The organism is Paracidovorax sp. MALMAid1276 (assembly GCF_049198005.1).
Taxonomy (GTDB): Bacteria; Pseudomonadota; Gammaproteobacteria; order Burkholderiales; family Burkholderiaceae_C; genus Acidovorax.
Genome location: NZ_JBMIRS010000192.1, coordinates 1 through 16,220 on the forward strand (window position 1 = coordinate 1; position 16,220 = coordinate 16,220).

The following is a 16,220-nucleotide window of genomic DNA, read 5'->3' on the forward strand; positions in this document are numbered from 1 at the left end:
CGCAGCAGAACGCCGCGCTGGTGGAAGAAAGCGCCGCGGCCGCTGGCAGCCTGAGCGGCCAGGCCGACCAGCTGGTGCAGGCGGTGGCTGTGTTCCGGCTGCGGCACCCGCAGAACGCCGGGGCGGGAGTGCATGCGTTGCCCGCGCCGCAGGGTTGACGCCCTGCAAACGGCGCAAGTATCGATTGCTATTTTATTGATAGCTTCAAACACTTATACAGCAAGCGCTGAAGCCCAAAAATACTAATAAACCCCGCCTGCCTGGCGCAGCGCAAACCCCGCAGGCCCTGGGTCAGTCCACCGTCACGTTCGCGTTCTTCACCACCTGCGCCATGCGCGCGGCTTCGCTCTTGAAGAAGGCGGCGGCCTGATCGGGCGGCGTGAGCTTGATCTCGTAGCCCTGGGCGATGAGCGCGTCGCGCGCCTCGGGCATGTCCATGGCGGCCTTGAAGCCGTTGTACAGCCGGGCCAGCTCGGCCTTGGGCAGTCCGGCGGGGGCCACGGGCGCGATCCAGCCGTCCAGCTCGTACCCGGCCAGGCCCTGCTCGGCAATGGTGGGCACGCCGGGCAGCGACGGAACGCGGGCGGCCGTGGTCACGCCCAGCGCACGCAGGGTGCCGGCCTTGATGTGCGGCGCCGCAGGCGCCACGGCCACCACGCCCAGCTGCACCTGGCCGCCCAGGATGTCGTTCATCAGCGGGCCCATGCCGCGATAGGGAATGTGCTTGATGTCGAGCTTGGCCCGGTCGACGAACATGGCCGCGCCCAGGTGCAGGATGGTGCCGTTGCCGGACGAGCCGTAGTTGAGCACGCCCGGTTTCGCCTTGGCCAGCGCAACCAGCTCCTGCACCGTCTTGGCGGGCACCGAGGGGTGGGCCACCAGCACAAAGGGCGTGGCCCCGAGGATGGTGATGGGCGTGATGTCGGCCAGCGAGTCGAACGGGATGTTCTTGTACACGCTGGGGTTGACCACGTGGTTGTTGGATACGACCCCGATCACCGAGCCGTCCTTCGGCGCCCGCACGATCTGCGTGGTGCCGGTGACGCCGCCCGCGCCCGGCAGATTCTCGATGACCACGGGCTGGCCCAGCGCCTTGGCCAGGCTGGTGCTGATGGCGCGGATGGCGCCGTCCGCCCCCGAGCCAGCCGACAGCGGCAGGATCACGCGCAGCGGCCTGCCGTCGCCCTGGGCACGGGCCAGGCGGGGCAGGCCCCAGGCTGCGGCGCCCAGTGCGGCCGCGCCGGTGGCAAGGGCCTGGCGGCGCGTGAGCACGCCGCGAGCGGCAGACATGGCAGACGTGGCGGGGGATGAAGCGGGGGCGTTGGCGATGCGCGGCATGGGTTTGTCTCCGGTCGTGGTCAGGGGGTCCTGGACGGTGGTCTGCGCCACATCGCGATGCCCAGGGGTGGTTTCGAAAAAATCAGGCGATGGCCCCGGCGGCATGCAGCGCCGCCACCTCTTGCGCCGTGTAGCCCAGGCCTTGCAGCAGCTCGGCCGTGTGCTGGCCCAGGCGCGGCGGGTCGCAGCGCACGTCCAGGCGCTGGCCGTCCAGGCGAAGCGGCATCAGGGTGATCTGGGCGGTTTGTCCGGCACGTTCGCCATCGGGCAGCGTGATGTCGGCCAGACCGCCCGTGGCCTGCAGGTGCGGGTCGTCAAACAGTTCTTCGGGGCGGCGGATGGGGGCGAAGGGCAGGCCATGGCGTTCGAAGACCGCAGCCAGCTCGTCGGCCGTGTGCTGCGCCAGGCGCTCGCGCAGCACGGGCATCAGCGTGGGGCGCGCACGCACCCGGGCGTTGTTGGTGGCCAGGCCAGCATCGGCCTTCAGGTCGGCATAACCCATGGCGTCGCAGAAGGTCTGCCACTGCGCATCGCTCACGGCGGCCAGAAAGATCTGCCCGCCGTCCTTCACGCTGAACACGTCGTACACCGCCCACGACGAAATGCGGTCGGGCATGGGGGCGGCGGGCTGGCCCGTGACGGCGTACTGCATCATGTGCTGGCCGACCAAGAACACGTTGTTCTCGAACAGGGCCGAGTCCACCTCCTGCCCACGCCCGGTGATGCCACGCTGCATCAGCGCGGCCATCGCGCCAATCGCGCCAAACATGCCGCCCATGATGTCGTTCACGCTGCTGCCCGCGCGCAGCGGGTCGCCAGGGCGGCCGGTCATGTAGGCCAGGCCACCCATCATCTGCACCACCTCGTCGAGCGCCGTGCGGTGCTCGTAGGGGCCGGGCAAAAAGCCCGTGTGGTTGACGTAGATGAGGCGCGGGTTGAGCGCACTCAGTGCCGCGTAGTCCAGGCCGTATTTCGTCATGACGCCGGGCTTGAAGTTCTGCGCCACCACATCGGCCGAGGCAGCCAGCTTGCGCGCCGCCGCCAGACCCTCGGGGCTGCGCAGATCGAGCGCAATGCTCTTCTTGTTGCGGTTGAACATGGGGAAAAAGCCCGCGCCCGCGCCCAGCAGATGGCGCGTGCGGTCGCCGTCCACCGGTTCGACCTTGATGACCTCGGCCCCCAGGTCGGCCAGCACCATGCCGCAGGTGGGGCCCATGACCATGTGGGTGAACTCCACCACGCGCAGGCCTTCGAGCGGCAGGCGGGGGGACGGGGGGGCGGCGGGTGTGTCGTTCATGGTCAGAAATGGCAAATGAAGGTCAGGCCACTGCGGCTTCGCGCAGCGCGGTGGGTGCGGCATTCTGCGGCAGGCCCGCCTGCCACAGCGTGCCGTGCAGGGTCTCGCCCGCCAGCCAGCCCGCCACACGCTGGCGCAGCGCGAGCAGCGCAGTCACGTCGACGCCGGTGGCAACGCCCATGCGCTCCAGCATGAACACCAGGTCTTCGGTGGTGGCATTGCCGCTGGCGCCCGGCGCATGCGGGCAGCCGCCGATGCCGGCCAGGCAGGCGTCAAAACGGGTGATGCCGGCCTGCCAGGCGGCGTAGACGTTGGCCAGGCCCATGCCGCGCGTGTCATGGAAGTGCGCGCAGGCCAGGCGGTCGCCCACCAGCGCACGCGCCTTGCCAAACAGGCGGGCGACGGACGCAGGGTCGGCATAGCCCACGGTGTCGGCCAGGCTCACGCGGTCGGCACCGGCATCGAGCAGGGCCTGCATCAGGCGCAGCACCTCGGCCTCGGCCACCTCGCCCTGCAGAGTGCAGCCAAAGGCCGTGCCCACGCCGCCTTCGATCAGCGTGCGGCGGCCGCTGGCGTCGCGCAGCGCGCGGATGCGGGCCACCTCGGCCACCACCTCGTCGGGGGTCTTGCGCAGGTTGGCCAGGCTGTGGGCGTGGCTGGCGGACAGGGGCACGATCATCAGGTCGGCGCCGCACTCCAGCGCGCGCTCGGCACCCTTGAAGTTGGGCACCAGCACCGAGGCCACCAGGCCGGGCAGCGTTTTGGCGTGGGCCAGCACCTCGGCGGTGTCGGCCAGCTGGGGCAGCAGGCGGGCGGGCACGAAGGAGCCCACCTCGATCTCGCGCTGGCCGGCCGCGTAGGCGGCGTTGATCCATTCGATCTTGTGCGCGGTGGAGACCACCGTGGCAATGCTTTGCAGGCCGTCGCGCAGGCCCACTTCGCGCACGGTGGCCCGGGGCGGGGGGGCGAAAGCGGTGGAAGCAAAAGCGGGGGAGGAGGAGGCGCTCATGGTGCTTTCTCGGGCGTAAGGTGTTCTGGCGTGAATTCTAGAAATTCCGAAACGATTCAGTAACGACATTTCGGAAGCCATATCATTCCAAACCAGAACACCACAATACGGAGCCGCTACGATGCGCAACCTCGACCTTCAGACGCTGCGGCTGTTTGCGGCCGTGTGCGAGCAGCACAGCATTGCACGCGTGGCCGAGCAGGAGTCCATCGTGGGCTCGGCGATCAGCAAGCGGCTGGCACAGCTGGAAGACACGGTGGGCACCCGGCTGCTGGTGCGCAAGCGGCGCGGCGTGGCGCCCACCCCGGCGGGCGAAACCCTGCTGGAGCACGCGCGCACCATGCTGGCCAGCGTGGGGCAGATCGAGCGCGACATGGCGGCCTATGCCACCGGCACGCGCGGCCATGTGCGCATGCTGGTCACGGCCTCGGTCATGGCCGAGTCGCTGGCCGACGATGTGGCGGCCTTTTTGCAAGACCCGGCGCACCGCGACATCCAGATCAGCCTGGAAGAGCGCGTGAGCCCGGAGGTCGTGCAGGGCATTCGCGATGGCAGCGCATCCATCGGCATCTGCTGGGACGCGGCAGACCTTGCAGGCCTGGAAACGCGCGCCTACCGCCACGACCACCTGGCCGTGGTGGCGCACCAGTCGCACCCCGTGGCCCAGCTGCAGAGCGTGCGCTTTGCCGACGTGCTGGAGCACGAGTTCGTGAGCATGCCCGCGCTGAGCGCGGTGCAGGTGCTGCTGGCGCGCGCGGCGGCGGTGGAGGGAAAACTGCTGGCCCACCGGGTGCTGGTGTCCAACTTCGACGCGGCGCTGCGCGTGGTGCGCGCCAACCTGGCGATCAGCGTGGTGCCGCGCGAGGTGGCCCAGCCATTCGCCGATTCGGCGCCGGTGCGCATCGTGCCACTCAGCGACACCTGGGCCCGGCGGCGGTTCGCCATCTGCTACCGAAGCGGCCACAGGCTGCCGCTGGCGGCCCAGCTGCTGGTGGATTACCTCGCCCGGCAGGGCCACCCTGCCGAGGGCCCCTGAACCGTGGCCGGTGCGCAACGTTTTGGCGGCCAATATCCTATTTTCCGCCCACAGCGCATACCTGTCGTACGTTGAGAGCTACCAAACTTGTAGCAAAACAGGTTCCGCGCTATAGTTTCAGCCATCCACGGGCCCGGCCCGGATCGAGACCCAACACTTGCGCGAGGAGAAGCGTCCATGAGCTCCAAAGAAAATGCTTCCATTAACCAGCTCTTCGAGAAACTCGAATGCCGTTACGCCCTGCGCGTACTGTGGGCACTGAAAGACGGCCACCCTCAAACCTTCCGCCTGCTGCAGGACAGCGTCGGCGGCATCACCCCCAACACCCTCAACACCCGCATCAAGGAGCTGCGCGAAGCCGGCTTTGTGGACCACGGCAGCGACGGCTACACCGTCACGCCCTCGGGCTCCGACCTGCTCAAGCGTCTGTCCGACGTGCAGGCTTTCGCCACCCGCTGGGTGGCCGGCCGCGCCAAGAAGGCCTGAGCGCCCCCCTTCCCCCCCCCTTGCGGCGGCCGTCCGCAAGCGCCGAGCCCCGCCGGAGCCACCTCCGGGCGGGGCTTTCGTTAAAATGATGGGTCAAAACAGCCTCCACCGCTTATCCATCAAGCGATGGCAGCTATATTTTTAATAGCAATCAAGGAATTCACCATGGCATTGACCACCACCCCTTCCGGCCTGCAGTACGAAGACACCACCGTGGGCGAAGGCGCCGAAGCCACCAAGGGCCAGAACGTGTCGGTGCACTACACCGGCTGGCTGTACAACAACGGCGAGCAAGGCGCCAAGTTCGACTCCAGCCGCGACCGCAACGACCCGTTCGAGTTCTCGCTGGGTGCCGGCATGGTCATCAAGGGCTGGGACGAAGGCGTGCAGGGCATGAAGATTGGCGGCCAGCGCACGCTGATCATCCCCGCGGCCCTGGGCTACGGCGCACGCGGCGCCGGCGGCGTGATTCCTCCCAACGCCACGCTGAAGTTCGACGTGGAACTGCTCAAGGTGGGCCGCTGATCGCCGGGCTCGCCCGACACAGCGAATCTGCCGACTTGCCCACCTGCAAATCGGCAAGAACAACAAAGGGGCCCTCCGGCCCCTTTGTCGTTTCTGGCGCAGGCCTGCGTCACATCTCCTGCCGCACCAGCGGCTGCGCCGGAGCGGGGCGCGTGGCCCAGCTCACCAGGGTGGCGGCCAGCAGGCCCGCCGGCACGCCGAACACACCGGCAGAAATCGGCTGGATGCCGAACCACAGCCCGTCGGCCAGCAGCCAGGCGGGCAGCACCGCCTGCACGCCTGCCCCGTGCGACAGCATGTAGTACACCGTGACCCCCAGCCCGGCCAGCATGCCGGCCACCGCGCCCTGGCGCGTGGTGCCGCGCCAGAAGATGCCCAGCACCATCACCGGCACGAAGGCCGACGCGGCCAGCGAGAACGACGCGGAGACCATGGGCAGGATCTCGGACGGCTTGAGCGCCGCCACGAACGACGCCGACAGCGCCACGGCCAGCAGCGTGAACTTGGTGAGAATCACCCGCTGCTCGGGCGATGCCTTGCGCTGCGCATCCGGAAAGTACAGGTCGCGCACCAGCGCGTTGCTGATGGTCAGCAGCAAACCGTCGGCCGTGGACAGCGCGGCCGCCAGCCCGCCGGCCGCCACCAGGCCGGACACCACATACGGCAGGCCGCCCAGCTCGGGCGTGGCCAGCATGATGAGGTCGGCCCCCAGGCGGATCTCGCCGAACTGCACCAGTCCGTCGCCGTTCACGTCTTCCACCGACAACAGCGAGCTGTCCACCCGCGCCCACTGCGCCATCCAGTTGGGAAGCGCTTCGAAGCTGCTGCCCACCAGGTTCTGCATGACCTCGAACTTCACCAGCACCGCCAGCGCCGGCGCGCTGAGGTAGAGCAGCGCAATGAAGAACAGCGACCACCCCACCGAGGCCCGCGCGGCGGATACGCTGGGCGAGGTGTAGTAGCGCGTGAGCAGGTGCGGCAGCCCCGCCGTGCCCACCATGAGGCAGAACATCAGCGCCAGGAAGTTGCGCCGGGTGAGGTCGTAATCACGCTGCTCCTCGGGCGTGCCATGCGGGTCGCCCACGTAAGCCTGGCTGTGCAGCGGCAGCCCGCCCAGGGGGCGCGCACGTTCGTAGTTCTCGCGCATCTCGCGCGTCCAGCGCTCGCGCGCTGCGGCGGCGTCGCGCGGCAAGGCGGCCAGGTCGCGGCTGGCACTCACGATCAGGCCCACATCGGCATTCTGGTTGCGCAGGGCGCGCACGCGCTCGCGCGCCTTCTCGCGTTCTTTCTCCAGCGCGGCGTCCACGTCCAGCAGCCGGGCCTCGAACTCCTGCGCACGGCGCAGGTAGGCCTGCACCACCTGGTGCTCGGCGGGCGAGTCGAGCAGCTGCGCCTCCAGATCGGCGATCTTGCTGATCTGCGCGCCATAGACCAGCGGCGCGAGCGGGCTGCCCAGCTGCTTGTAGGCGAGCCACGACACGGGGATCAAAAAAGCCAGCAGCAGCACCACGTACTGCCCCACCTGCGTCCAGGTGATGGCACGCATGCCGCCCAGGAACGAGCACAGCAGCACGCCGCCCAGGCCCAGCATGATGCCGATCTCGAACTGCACGCCCGTGAGGCGCGACGCGATCAGCCCCACGCCATAGATCTGCGCCACCACATAGGTGAACGAACACAGCACGGCGGCCAGCGCCGCAATCACCCGCGGCCAGCGCCCGCCGAAGCGCACATGGAAGAAGTCGGGCACGGTGTACAGGCCCATGGCGCGCAGGTGTGGCGCGATCAGCATGGCCACCAGGCAGAAGCCGCCCGTCCACCCGAGCAGGTAGGCCAGCCCGCCGGGCTGGCCCGGCGTGCCCGAAAAGCCCTGCAGGTACAGCGCCCCGGACAGACTGATGAACGAGGCCGCGCTCATCCAGTCGGCCGCCGCCGCCATGCCGTTGTACATGGGCGGTATGCGCCGCCCGGCCACGTAGTACTCCTCGGCGTCGGTGGTGCGGCCATACACGCCGATGCCCGCGTACACCATGACGGTGAGGAACAGGAAGATCGGCCCGATCCAGTGGCGCGACAGGCCCTGCCGTTCAGCCCAGGCCATCAGCAGCAGAAAGCCCAGCACACCGATCACATACAGCGCCAGCACGCGGTGCAGGCGCCACAGATAGGCGCGGTCACTGAGGGGCTCGGTCCGGGAGGGCTCAGCCATGGGGTGGAGAGCCCGCAGCGCCCTGCGCGCCGTGTGGGGGAAGTTTTGGCGCCTCGGGGTCTGGCGCATCTTGCCGCTCAAACCGGCTCATCGCCCAGCCGTACACCGCCACCAGCGCGATGAACACCAGCACCGCCCCTTGCGCAGCGATCCAGTAGCCCAGGGGCCAGCCGCCCAGCACCAGGGCCTGCAGGTCGCGCGCGAAATAGGTGGCGCCGAACGACACCAGCGCCCACACCAGCAGCAGCACTGCCTTGAGCCACAGGTGCCGCACGTCGTGCAGATCCGGCGGAAACGGCGCGGCCGCTTCCGCGTCGCCCGCGCGTGCAGGAGGCCGTGGCGGTGGGATCTGCATCACAGCCCGGGCAGGCACACGCGGGAACGCTGGTTCATGCAGGCCTGCCGGGTGCGGGCGCTCAGCCCGCCAGTTGCTGCCAAGTGGCCATCACGCTGTCGGGGTTCAGCGAGATGGAGGAAATGCCCTCGCGGGACAACCACTGGGCGAAGTCCGGGTGGTCGCTGGGGCCCTGGCCGCAGATGCCGATGTACTTGCCCTGCGCCAGACAGGCCTTGATGGCCTGGTGGATCAGCGCCTCCACCGCCGGGTCGCGCTCGTCGAAGTCCTGCGCCAGCAGCTCCAGGCCCGAGTCGCGGTCCAGGCCCAGGGTCAGCTGGGTCAGGTCGTTGGAACCGATGGAGAAGCCGTCGAAGAACTCCAGGAAACGCTCGGCCAGGATGGCGTTGCTGGGCACCTCGCACATCATGATGACCTTGAGCTCGTCCTGGCCGCGCTGCAGGCCATGGGATGCCAGCAGCTTGGTCACGCGCTCGGCCTGGCCCAGCGTGCGCACGAAGGGCACCATCACCTGCACGTTGGTCAGGCCCATCTCGCTGCGCACGCGCTTCAATGCCTCGCATTCCATCGCAAACGCTTCACCGAAGTCTTCGCTGACATAGCGGGCCGCGCCCCGGAAGCCCAGCATGGGGTTTTCTTCCTCGGGCTCGTAGCGGCTGCCGCCGATGAGCTTGCGGTATTCGTTCGACTTGAAGTCCGACAGGCGCACGATGACGGGCTTGGGCCAGAACGCAGCCGCAATGGTGGCCACGCCTTCGGCGACCTTGTCCACGTAGAACGCACGGGGGCTCGCATGGCCCCGGGCCACGGATTCGACGGCCTTCTTCAGGTCGGCATCGATCTGCGGGTAGTCGAGGATGGCCTTGGGGTGCACGCCGATGTTGTTGTTGATGATGAACTCCAGCCGGGCCAGGCCCACGCCCTCGTTGGGCAGCTGGCAGAAGTCGAACGCCAGCTGGGGGTTGCCCACGTTCATCATGATCTTGGTCTTGATGGCGGGCATCTCGCCGCGCTGCACCTCGGTCACTTCGGTTTCAAGCAGACCGTCATAGATCTTGCCCGTGTCGCCCTCGGCGCAGCTCACCGTCACCAGGGTGCCGTCTTTCAGCAACTCGGTCGCATCGCCGCAACCCACCACGGCCGGAATGCCCAGCTCGCGCGCGATGATGGCCGCGTGGCAGGTGCGTCCGCCCCGGTTGGTCACGATGGCGCTGGCGCGCTTCATCACCGGCTCCCAGTTCGGGTCGGTCATATCGGTCACCAGCACATCGCCGGCCTGCACCTTGTCCATCTCGGAAATGCTGTGCACCAGGCGCACGGGGCCGGTGCCGATCTTCTGGCCGATGGCGCGGCCCTCGGCCAGCACGGTGCCCGTGCCCTTGAGCTTGAAGCGCTGCTCGGCCTGGCCCTTGGCCTGGCTCTTCACCGTCTCGGGCCGGGCCTGCAGGATGTAGAGCTGGCCATCGGTGCCGTCCTTGCCCCACTCGATGTCCATGGGGCGGCCATAGTGCTGCTCGATGACCAGCGCGTACTGCGCGAGCTGCTGCACATCGGCGTCGGTCAGCGAATAGCGGTTGCGCTGCTCGGTGGGCACATCCACGGTCTTGACCAGCTTGCCACTGGCGGCCTTCTCTTCGGCGGTGGAAAACACCATCTGGATCAGCTTGCTGCCCAGGTTGCGGCGGATGACTGCCTTCTTGCCGGCCTTGAGCATGGGCTTGTGCACATAGAACTCGTCGGGGTTCACCGCGCCCTGCACCACCGTCTCGCCCAGGCCGTAGCTGCTGGTGATGAACACGACTTCCTCAAAGCCGCTTTCGGTGTCGATGGTGAACATCACGCCGGCCGCGCCCAGGTCGGAGCGCACCATGCGCTGCACGCCGGCCGACAGGGCGACCACGTCGTGCTCGAAACCCTTGTGCACGCGGTAGGAGATGGCGCGGTCGTTGTACAGCGACGCGAACACTTCCTTCATCTTGTGCAGCACGTCGTCGATGCCCACCACGTTCAGGAAAGTTTCCTGCTGGCCGGCGAACGAAGCGTCGGGCAGGTCTTCGGCCGTGGCGGACGAGCGTACGGCGAACGAGGCGCTGGGGTTGCCCGCGCTCAGCTTGGCGAACTCGTCGGCAATCGCTTTTTGCAGATCGGCCGGGAAGGGCTGGGCCTCGACCATGGCGCGGATCTCGGCACCCACCTGGGCCAGGGCGCGCACGTCCTCGGTGTCCAGGTTCTTCAGCTTGGCGCTGATCTTGTCGGCCAGGCCGTCAAAGGCCAGAAACTCGCGGAACGCATGGGCCGTGGTGGCAAAGCCCGTGGGCACGCGCACGCCCTGCGGCAGCTGGGAGATCATCTCGCCGAGGCTGGCGTTTTTACCGCCAACGGCCTCGACATCGGTCATTCTCAGGTTTTCAAACGGTACGACCAGGGCGGTCGGGCTGAAAAGTGCAGACATGGGAAAGCTCCAGAAGTTGAAACCGGGTCTGCATGCCAGGCGCGCGCGGGGCCCTGGCAGGCGGCCATGCACAGGCTGCGGCTTTGTCGTTGTGGTTGTGGGCCAACGCGGTGCATGGTGAGAATCAGATAATTGCGGCGATTGTAGGCCTGCGGCACTGGCAGCGGGCTGACGCTACTTTCGAGACCCCGCCCCATGCCACCCACCCCCGGGGTGCCATGGCGGCGTTCCCCAGGCTGCGGCCCGCCCTGCTTCAAAGGATTTTCATGCACTCGCGCACCGTATTCTTCGTCTCCGACGGCACCGGCATCACCGCTGAAACCTTCGGCAACGCCATCCTGGCGCAGTTCGAAATGAAGCCGCGCCATGTGCGCCTGCCGTTCATCGACACCGTGGACAAGGCCCACCAGGCCGTGCGCCAGATCAACCACACGGCCGAGGTAGAGGGCAAGAAGCCCGTCGTCTTCACCACGCTGGTGAACATGGAAGTGCTCAAGGTCATCCAGGCGGGCTGCAAGGGCATGCTGCTCGACATGTTCGGCACCTTCGTGCACCCGCTGGAGCAGGAGCTGGGCATCAAGTCGCACCACCGCGTGGGGCGCTTTTCGGACGTGAGCCGCAGCAAGGAATACAACGACCGCATCGAGGCCATCAACTTCAGCCTGGCCCACGACGACGGCCAGAGCAACCGCGACCTGGCGGGCGCCGACGTGATCCTGGTGGGCGTGAGCCGCAGCGGCAAGACCCCCACCAGCCTGTATCTGGCCATGCAGTGCGGCCTGAAAGCGGCCAACTACCCGCTCATCCCCGAAGACTTCGAACGCCGCCAGCTGCCCCCGGCGCTGGTGTCTTTTCGCAGCAAGATCTTCGGCCTGACCATCAGCCCCGAGCGCCTGTCCGAGATCCGCAGCGAACGCCGCCCGAATTCGAAATACGCAGACCTGCTCAACTGCCGCAACGAGGTGGCCGAGGCCGAGGCCATGATGCGCCGCTCGGGCATCCGCTGGCTGTCCACCACCACCAAGTCGATCGAAGAGATTGCGACCACCATCCTGCAGGAGATCCGGCCGGAGCGGCTGGTGTATTGAACTTCCCGTCCAGATTCAACGTAAATTTGACAGCAAAGAACGGTTTCTGGATAAGCGGTGAGGCCGGTTTTTACTGAAATTCGGCCAATGCAAAACCCTTTGCGGCCACCCTCGGCGTGTCGAAAGGCCACCGCGTCGTTGTCAGCGCCTCAGCCCTGACCGCCCCGACCCCAGCGAGTGATTGGAGGTTGCAGTGTCGGCGCGCCAGGCGCGACACACGCTTCACTGCACTGTCTCCGGCGCAGCCACCCACAACGCCCGCTGCAGTTCCGCCGACGACGGGGCTTTCCGTGCTGCGGGCTGCCCGCCGCTGTCTGCGCCCTGTTCTGCCCAGCGGCCCTGCAGGTTCCAGAGCATGGTCCGAAAGTGGGGCGTGAACGCGTTCATCTGCCCCAGCATCTGCAGGTTGGCGACGATCTTGCGCGCCATGGCGGTGCGGTGCGTGTCGCAGCAGGCCTGCATGTGGCCTGTCATCAATGCCAGCGTGCCGGCCAGCAGGGCCTCTGCGCACGGCAAGCTGTATTCCTCATCGGCGGCCGACGGTTGAGAACCGAATTCGGGCGGTTGCTGTTGGCTCATAACGGAATTCCTTGAAGTCAAAGCGCGGAGCACCCGCGCACCGAGGGAGAACGCACCGTGCGCGGCTTTCTGTGCAGCGCGCACGCCATCGACCTTTCGACGGGCCATGGCAGTGCGTCCAGCGACGCCTCTAAATTTAAACACGAATCGTTCGCATTTGATTTATCATTTGCGTTTTTATGTAACTCCGTTCATTTTTCACCCGCGCACGCCCGCCAGGCCTGTGCCTGCCTCCATGCCCCCTTCGCTGCGCCCTTCCCTGCCCCGCTTGCCCGTTTGGTTGCTGCCCCTGCTGGCGGTGTTTTCTGCCCAGGCCCAGCAAAACCAGGCGGCCCAGGGATCCGCAGAAGCGCCCGTCGCCGCCACGCTCAAGCCCGTGGTGGTCACGGCCACCCGCAACGAGCGCGCCATCGACGATGCCCCGGTGCGCACCGAGGTGGTGACGCGCGAGGAAATCGAACGCACGCATGCCCGCACCCTGAAGCAGGCGCTGGAGAACGTGCCCGGCCTGCAGCTGCGCGAGGTGCTGGGCAAATCGGGCTACGAGCTGTCGCTGCAGGGCCTGAGCGCCGACCAGGTGCTGGTGCTGATCGACGGCCTGCCCATCACCGCCAGCACCAGTTCCACCGTGGACCTGAGCCAGTACCTGCTGGCCGATGTGGAGCGCATCGAGGTGATCAAGGGCGCGAGTTCTGCGCAATACGGCAGCTCGGCCATGGGCGGGGTGGTGAACGTGATCACGCGGCGCATGCCTGAGGGCTTTCGCGGCACCGCCACGGTGGATGCGGGCAGCTACGGCCGCCAGAACGACAGCGGCAAGAACGCCAGCGCCAACAACCGCCATGCGCGCTTTGACCTGTCGGGCGGCAGCGAGCAGTGGCGCCTGGGCCTGTCGGGCGACGTGGTGGACGACGCCGGTTTTGGCACCGATCCCAGCCGCTACCCGCGCCAGGGCGACGCCAGCCGCCGCCAGCAGCTGGCCGCGCGCGGCGAATGGCGGCCCGGCGCACAGGGCCGCGTGTGGGGCGAGGCATCGCGCTACACCGAGGACGACATACAGCGCTACAACCTGTTCGTGCCCCCGGCCAACGTGCCGCAGCGCAAGCGCGAAGCAATCACGCGCGACCGCGTGACCGGCGGCGCGGACTGGCGCCTGGCCAACGGGGTGCGCGCACAGATCAACGGCGTGAGCGAGCGCTACGACAGCCGCTCGGGCGGCTACTCCAACGAGACGCTGGCCACCGACCGCAACTCACGCCAGCAGATGCAGCACGTGGGCACGCAGTTCGAGCTGCCCGCCTGGGGCCGCCAGATGTGGATGGTGGGCACCGACTGGCACCGCGAAACGCTGGCGCAGACCAGCAATGGCCTGAACGAGCTGGGCGTCAGCGGCAACGCAGAGCGCACCAGCGCCGAAGTGTTCGTGCAGAACGACATCCTGCTGTCGGACACCTGGGAGGTGCTGCTGGGCCTGCGCGGGCAGAACGATTCGGACTTTGGCAGCCACTGGGCGCCCAAGGTCAGCGTGCGCGCCCACCTGCTGGATGCCGGTGGCTGGAAGGGCACGCTGCGCGCCAGCCTGGGCCAGGGCTACCGCGTGCCCAACCTGAAAGAGCGCCACTACCTGTTCGACCACAGCGCGCTGGGCTACCGCGTGATCGGCAACCCCCACCTGCAGCCCGAGTCGTCCACCAGCCTGCAGCTGGGCGGCACCCTGGCGCGCGGCGACGGCCTGGCGCTGGAAGTGAACACCTTCCATAACCGCGTGCGCGACCTGATCCAGACCGACCTGGCCAACGCCAGCGTGGTGGACGGCATCGCGAACTACACCTACGCCAACGTGGCCCGCGCCCGCACCAGCGGCGTGGAAAGCAGCGTGCGCTGGCAGGCCACCCCGGCCCTGGCGTTGAATGCCGCCTACACCTACACCCGCACCCGCGAAGAAACCACCGGCCTGGAGCTGACCCGCCGCCCGCGCGACATCGTGCGCCTGGGCGCCGACTGGCGCGTGCACAGCAGCACCACGCTGAGCCTGCGCCTGCGCCACCAGAGCAGCGAACTGGCCGACACCACCACCCGCGCGCGCGGCCCCGCCTGGAGCACGCTGGACCTGGCGCTGAATTACCGCCTGAGCCATGCCACCACGCTGTTCGCAGGCGTGAACAACCTCACCAACACCCAGCGCGACTTTGGCAACCCGGCCGATTTCGGCCCCATCGCCGGGCGCTTCGTGTACCTGGGCGCCAAGGTGGCGTTCGGCAACACGCATTGACCGGCGGCACGCGCCAGGCGCCCCGCTGCTGCTCCTCTTTCTCTCCCTTTCTTTGTTGTCACCCGGAGTTGTTCCATGCACCCCACTGCCTCTTCCAAGACCCTCCTCACCACGCTGACCGTGCTCGCCGCTGCGGCGCTGGCTGCCTGCGGCGGCGGCGGTGGTGGCAACGACACGGCCGAGCCGCCCGTCGTCACGCCCCCGGTTGCCGCCAGCAAATTCACGCAGAACGCGACCTGGAGCTTCACGCTGCCCTCCGCCGGCAACTCGCTGTGCTATGACTTCGACGCCAAGGCCCAGGCCGCCTGCACGGGCAACCAGTGGGACGTGAAGGTGGTGAGCGGCGGCCGGTCCGCAGAGCTGTTCACCAACAGCGGCCCCAGCAGCGCCGACGGCACGGGCACCGGCGGCGCCTTTGGCACGCCCTTTGTGCACACCTGGACCGACCTGCAAAAGTGGAACGACGCACTGGTGGACCCCGTGGGCGGCGCTTTGCCCGCCACCGTCTACACGGCCGACACCGCCAAGAGCGCCTTCAGCGGCACCAACGCCATCCAGTCGGCCGCGTACGAATACGACCTGAACGGCACGCACCAGATGCACCCCAACTTCCGGGTGTTTTTGATCACCACCAACAGCGCATCCAGCGACATCTCCGGCTCGGTCGGCGACGTGTATGCGCTGCAGGTCACCGGCTACTACGGCAGCGCCACGGGCACGGCCTCGGGCTGGCCCTCGTTCCGCTTTATCAACCGCGCCGCAGCGGCCACGCCGTTCACTGCATCGGTCAACGCCTCGCAGGGCTGGGTGTACTACGACCTCAAGAACCAGGTCACCACCACCGAATCGGGCACCTGGCACATCGCCTTCAACCGCTACAACATCAAACTCAACGGCGGCACTTCGGGCAAGGGCACCGTGGCGGGCTTCCTCAGCAAGACGCCCGCAGGCTTCTACCAGGCTGATGGCAAGACGCCCATCGCGGCCAAATTCAACGCCACCACCAACCTGGCCGACACGCTGGCCGACCTGCAGGGCGCGCTCACCGGCCCCGCCAGCGCCAACGCCTGGGTGAAGGACAGCATCGGCTCGCAGCTGTCACCCACCTACACCGGCACGTATCCCAACGCGCTGAACTACGGCTGGTTCAACTACTACCCCACCGACGCCGCGGGCGCTGCTGCCGGTGTGACGCAGCACATGCTGAAAGCCAACCCCGAGGCCGCCACGCTGGTGAAGTCCGGCACCGGCAACAGCTACGCCCGCATGCGCGTGAAGGAGATCGCATACGCCCCGGCCACCCCGGCCTATGGCGGGGCGCAAACGTGGACCGTTGAATTTGGTATCCAGCCAGCGACGAACTGATCGACCTGCCGTGGCCCGATGCACCCCCACCCGTTCGGCTGAGCCCGTCGAAGCCAGGGCGTTGCGCTCGCAGCACTTCGACAAGCTCAGTGCGAACGGAGGGAGGTGTGCGGCGTGAACCACCCCAGCGCGTCGCGTCACCGCCCCCACCCGTTCGGGCTGAGCCCGTCGAAGCCAGGGCGTTGCGCTCGCAGCACTTCGACAAGCTC

Annotated in this window: 13 protein-coding genes; 6 read left to right on the plus strand and 7 right to left on the minus strand. The window is 67.8% G+C overall.

Translation table 11 applies throughout. From position 1 onward, the window contains the following. Positions 1-291: 291 nt before the first annotated feature. The 3 genes from ACOQFS_RS13950 to ACOQFS_RS13960 form a co-directional block, all read right to left on the minus strand. Positions 292-1,290 carry a tripartite tricarboxylate transporter substrate binding protein gene (locus ACOQFS_RS13950; protein ID WP_421563437.1) on the minus strand — a complete coding sequence of 333 codons (999 nt, stop codon included), beginning with the start codon at positions 1,288-1,290 and terminating at the stop codon, positions 292-294. Positions 1,291-1,420: 130 nt separating this feature from the next. Next, positions 1,421-2,635 (minus strand): CaiB/BaiF CoA transferase family protein, encoded by a 1,215-nt coding sequence (locus tag ACOQFS_RS13955; protein WP_421563426.1) that lies wholly within the window; start codon positions 2,633-2,635, stop codon positions 1,421-1,423. A 22-nt stretch (positions 2,636-2,657) separates the two neighbouring features. Next, positions 2,658-3,644 carry a hydroxymethylglutaryl-CoA lyase gene (locus tag ACOQFS_RS13960; protein WP_421563427.1) on the minus strand — a complete coding sequence of 329 codons (987 nt, stop codon included), beginning with the start codon at positions 3,642-3,644 and terminating at the stop codon, positions 2,658-2,660. Between the two features lie 121 nt (positions 3,645-3,765). Here ACOQFS_RS13960 and ACOQFS_RS13965 point away from each other — a divergent pair, with 121 nt between their 5' ends. From ACOQFS_RS13965 to ACOQFS_RS13975, 3 genes are all read left to right on the plus strand, one after another. Beyond that, entirely contained in the window at positions 3,766-4,680 is a 915-nt protein-coding gene (locus tag ACOQFS_RS13965; protein ID WP_421563428.1) for a LysR family transcriptional regulator, read from the plus strand. A gap of 177 nt (positions 4,681-4,857) precedes the next feature. Further along, a complete protein-coding gene (locus ACOQFS_RS13970) occupies positions 4,858-5,166 on the plus strand; it encodes a winged helix-turn-helix transcriptional regulator (protein WP_409835672.1) in 309 nt (102 codons plus the stop codon). Between the two features lie 165 nt (positions 5,167-5,331). Further along, positions 5,332-5,691 carry an FKBP-type peptidyl-prolyl cis-trans isomerase gene (locus ACOQFS_RS13975; RefSeq protein ID WP_421563429.1) on the plus strand — a complete coding sequence of 120 codons (360 nt, stop codon included), beginning with the start codon at positions 5,332-5,334 and terminating at the stop codon, positions 5,689-5,691. 109 nt (positions 5,692-5,800) lie between these two features. Here the strand turns inward: ACOQFS_RS13975 and ACOQFS_RS13980 are convergent, their stop codons facing one another. From ACOQFS_RS13980 to ppsA, 3 genes are all read right to left on the minus strand, one after another. Continuing rightward, positions 5,801-7,900, minus strand: a complete 2,100-nt coding sequence (locus ACOQFS_RS13980; protein WP_421563430.1) for a VC_2705 family sodium/solute symporter — start codon at positions 7,898-7,900, stop codon at positions 5,801-5,803. Continuing rightward, the gene (locus ACOQFS_RS13985) at positions 7,893-8,255 is read right to left on the minus strand and encodes a DUF4212 domain-containing protein (RefSeq protein WP_421563431.1); all 363 of its coding nucleotides are present in this window, start codon (positions 8,253-8,255) and stop codon (positions 7,893-7,895) included. The genes ACOQFS_RS13980 and ACOQFS_RS13985 overlap by 8 nt, the downstream gene beginning before the upstream one ends. A gap of 61 nt (positions 8,256-8,316) precedes the next feature. Continuing rightward, positions 8,317-10,707 carry a phosphoenolpyruvate synthase gene (ppsA, locus tag ACOQFS_RS13990; protein ID WP_421563432.1) on the minus strand — a complete coding sequence of 797 codons (2,391 nt, stop codon included), beginning with the start codon at positions 10,705-10,707 and terminating at the stop codon, positions 8,317-8,319. A 266-nt stretch (positions 10,708-10,973) separates the two neighbouring features. On the opposite strand from ppsA, the gene ppsR reads away from it, so the two are divergent. Continuing rightward, positions 10,974-11,795 carry a posphoenolpyruvate synthetase regulatory kinase/phosphorylase PpsR gene (gene ppsR, locus ACOQFS_RS13995; RefSeq protein ID WP_421563433.1) on the plus strand — a complete coding sequence of 274 codons (822 nt, stop codon included), beginning with the start codon at positions 10,974-10,976 and terminating at the stop codon, positions 11,793-11,795. A gap of 222 nt (positions 11,796-12,017) precedes the next feature. On the opposite strand, the gene ACOQFS_RS14000 is transcribed toward ppsR, so the two are convergent. Then, positions 12,018-12,374, minus strand: coding sequence for a hypothetical protein (locus tag ACOQFS_RS14000; RefSeq protein ID WP_421563434.1), 357 nt, complete (start codon positions 12,372-12,374; stop codon positions 12,018-12,020). A gap of 268 nt (positions 12,375-12,642) precedes the next feature. On the opposite strand from ACOQFS_RS14000, the gene ACOQFS_RS14005 reads away from it, so the two are divergent. Both ACOQFS_RS14005 and ACOQFS_RS14010 read left to right on the plus strand, forming a co-directional pair. After that, entirely contained in the window at positions 12,643-14,646 is a 2,004-nt protein-coding gene (locus ACOQFS_RS14005; protein WP_421563435.1) for a TonB-dependent receptor plug domain-containing protein, read from the plus strand. A gap of 75 nt (positions 14,647-14,721) precedes the next feature. Then, a complete protein-coding gene (locus tag ACOQFS_RS14010; RefSeq protein WP_421563436.1) occupies positions 14,722-16,011 on the plus strand; it encodes an HmuY family protein in 1,290 nt (429 codons plus the stop codon). Positions 16,012-16,220 lie beyond the last annotated feature (209 nt).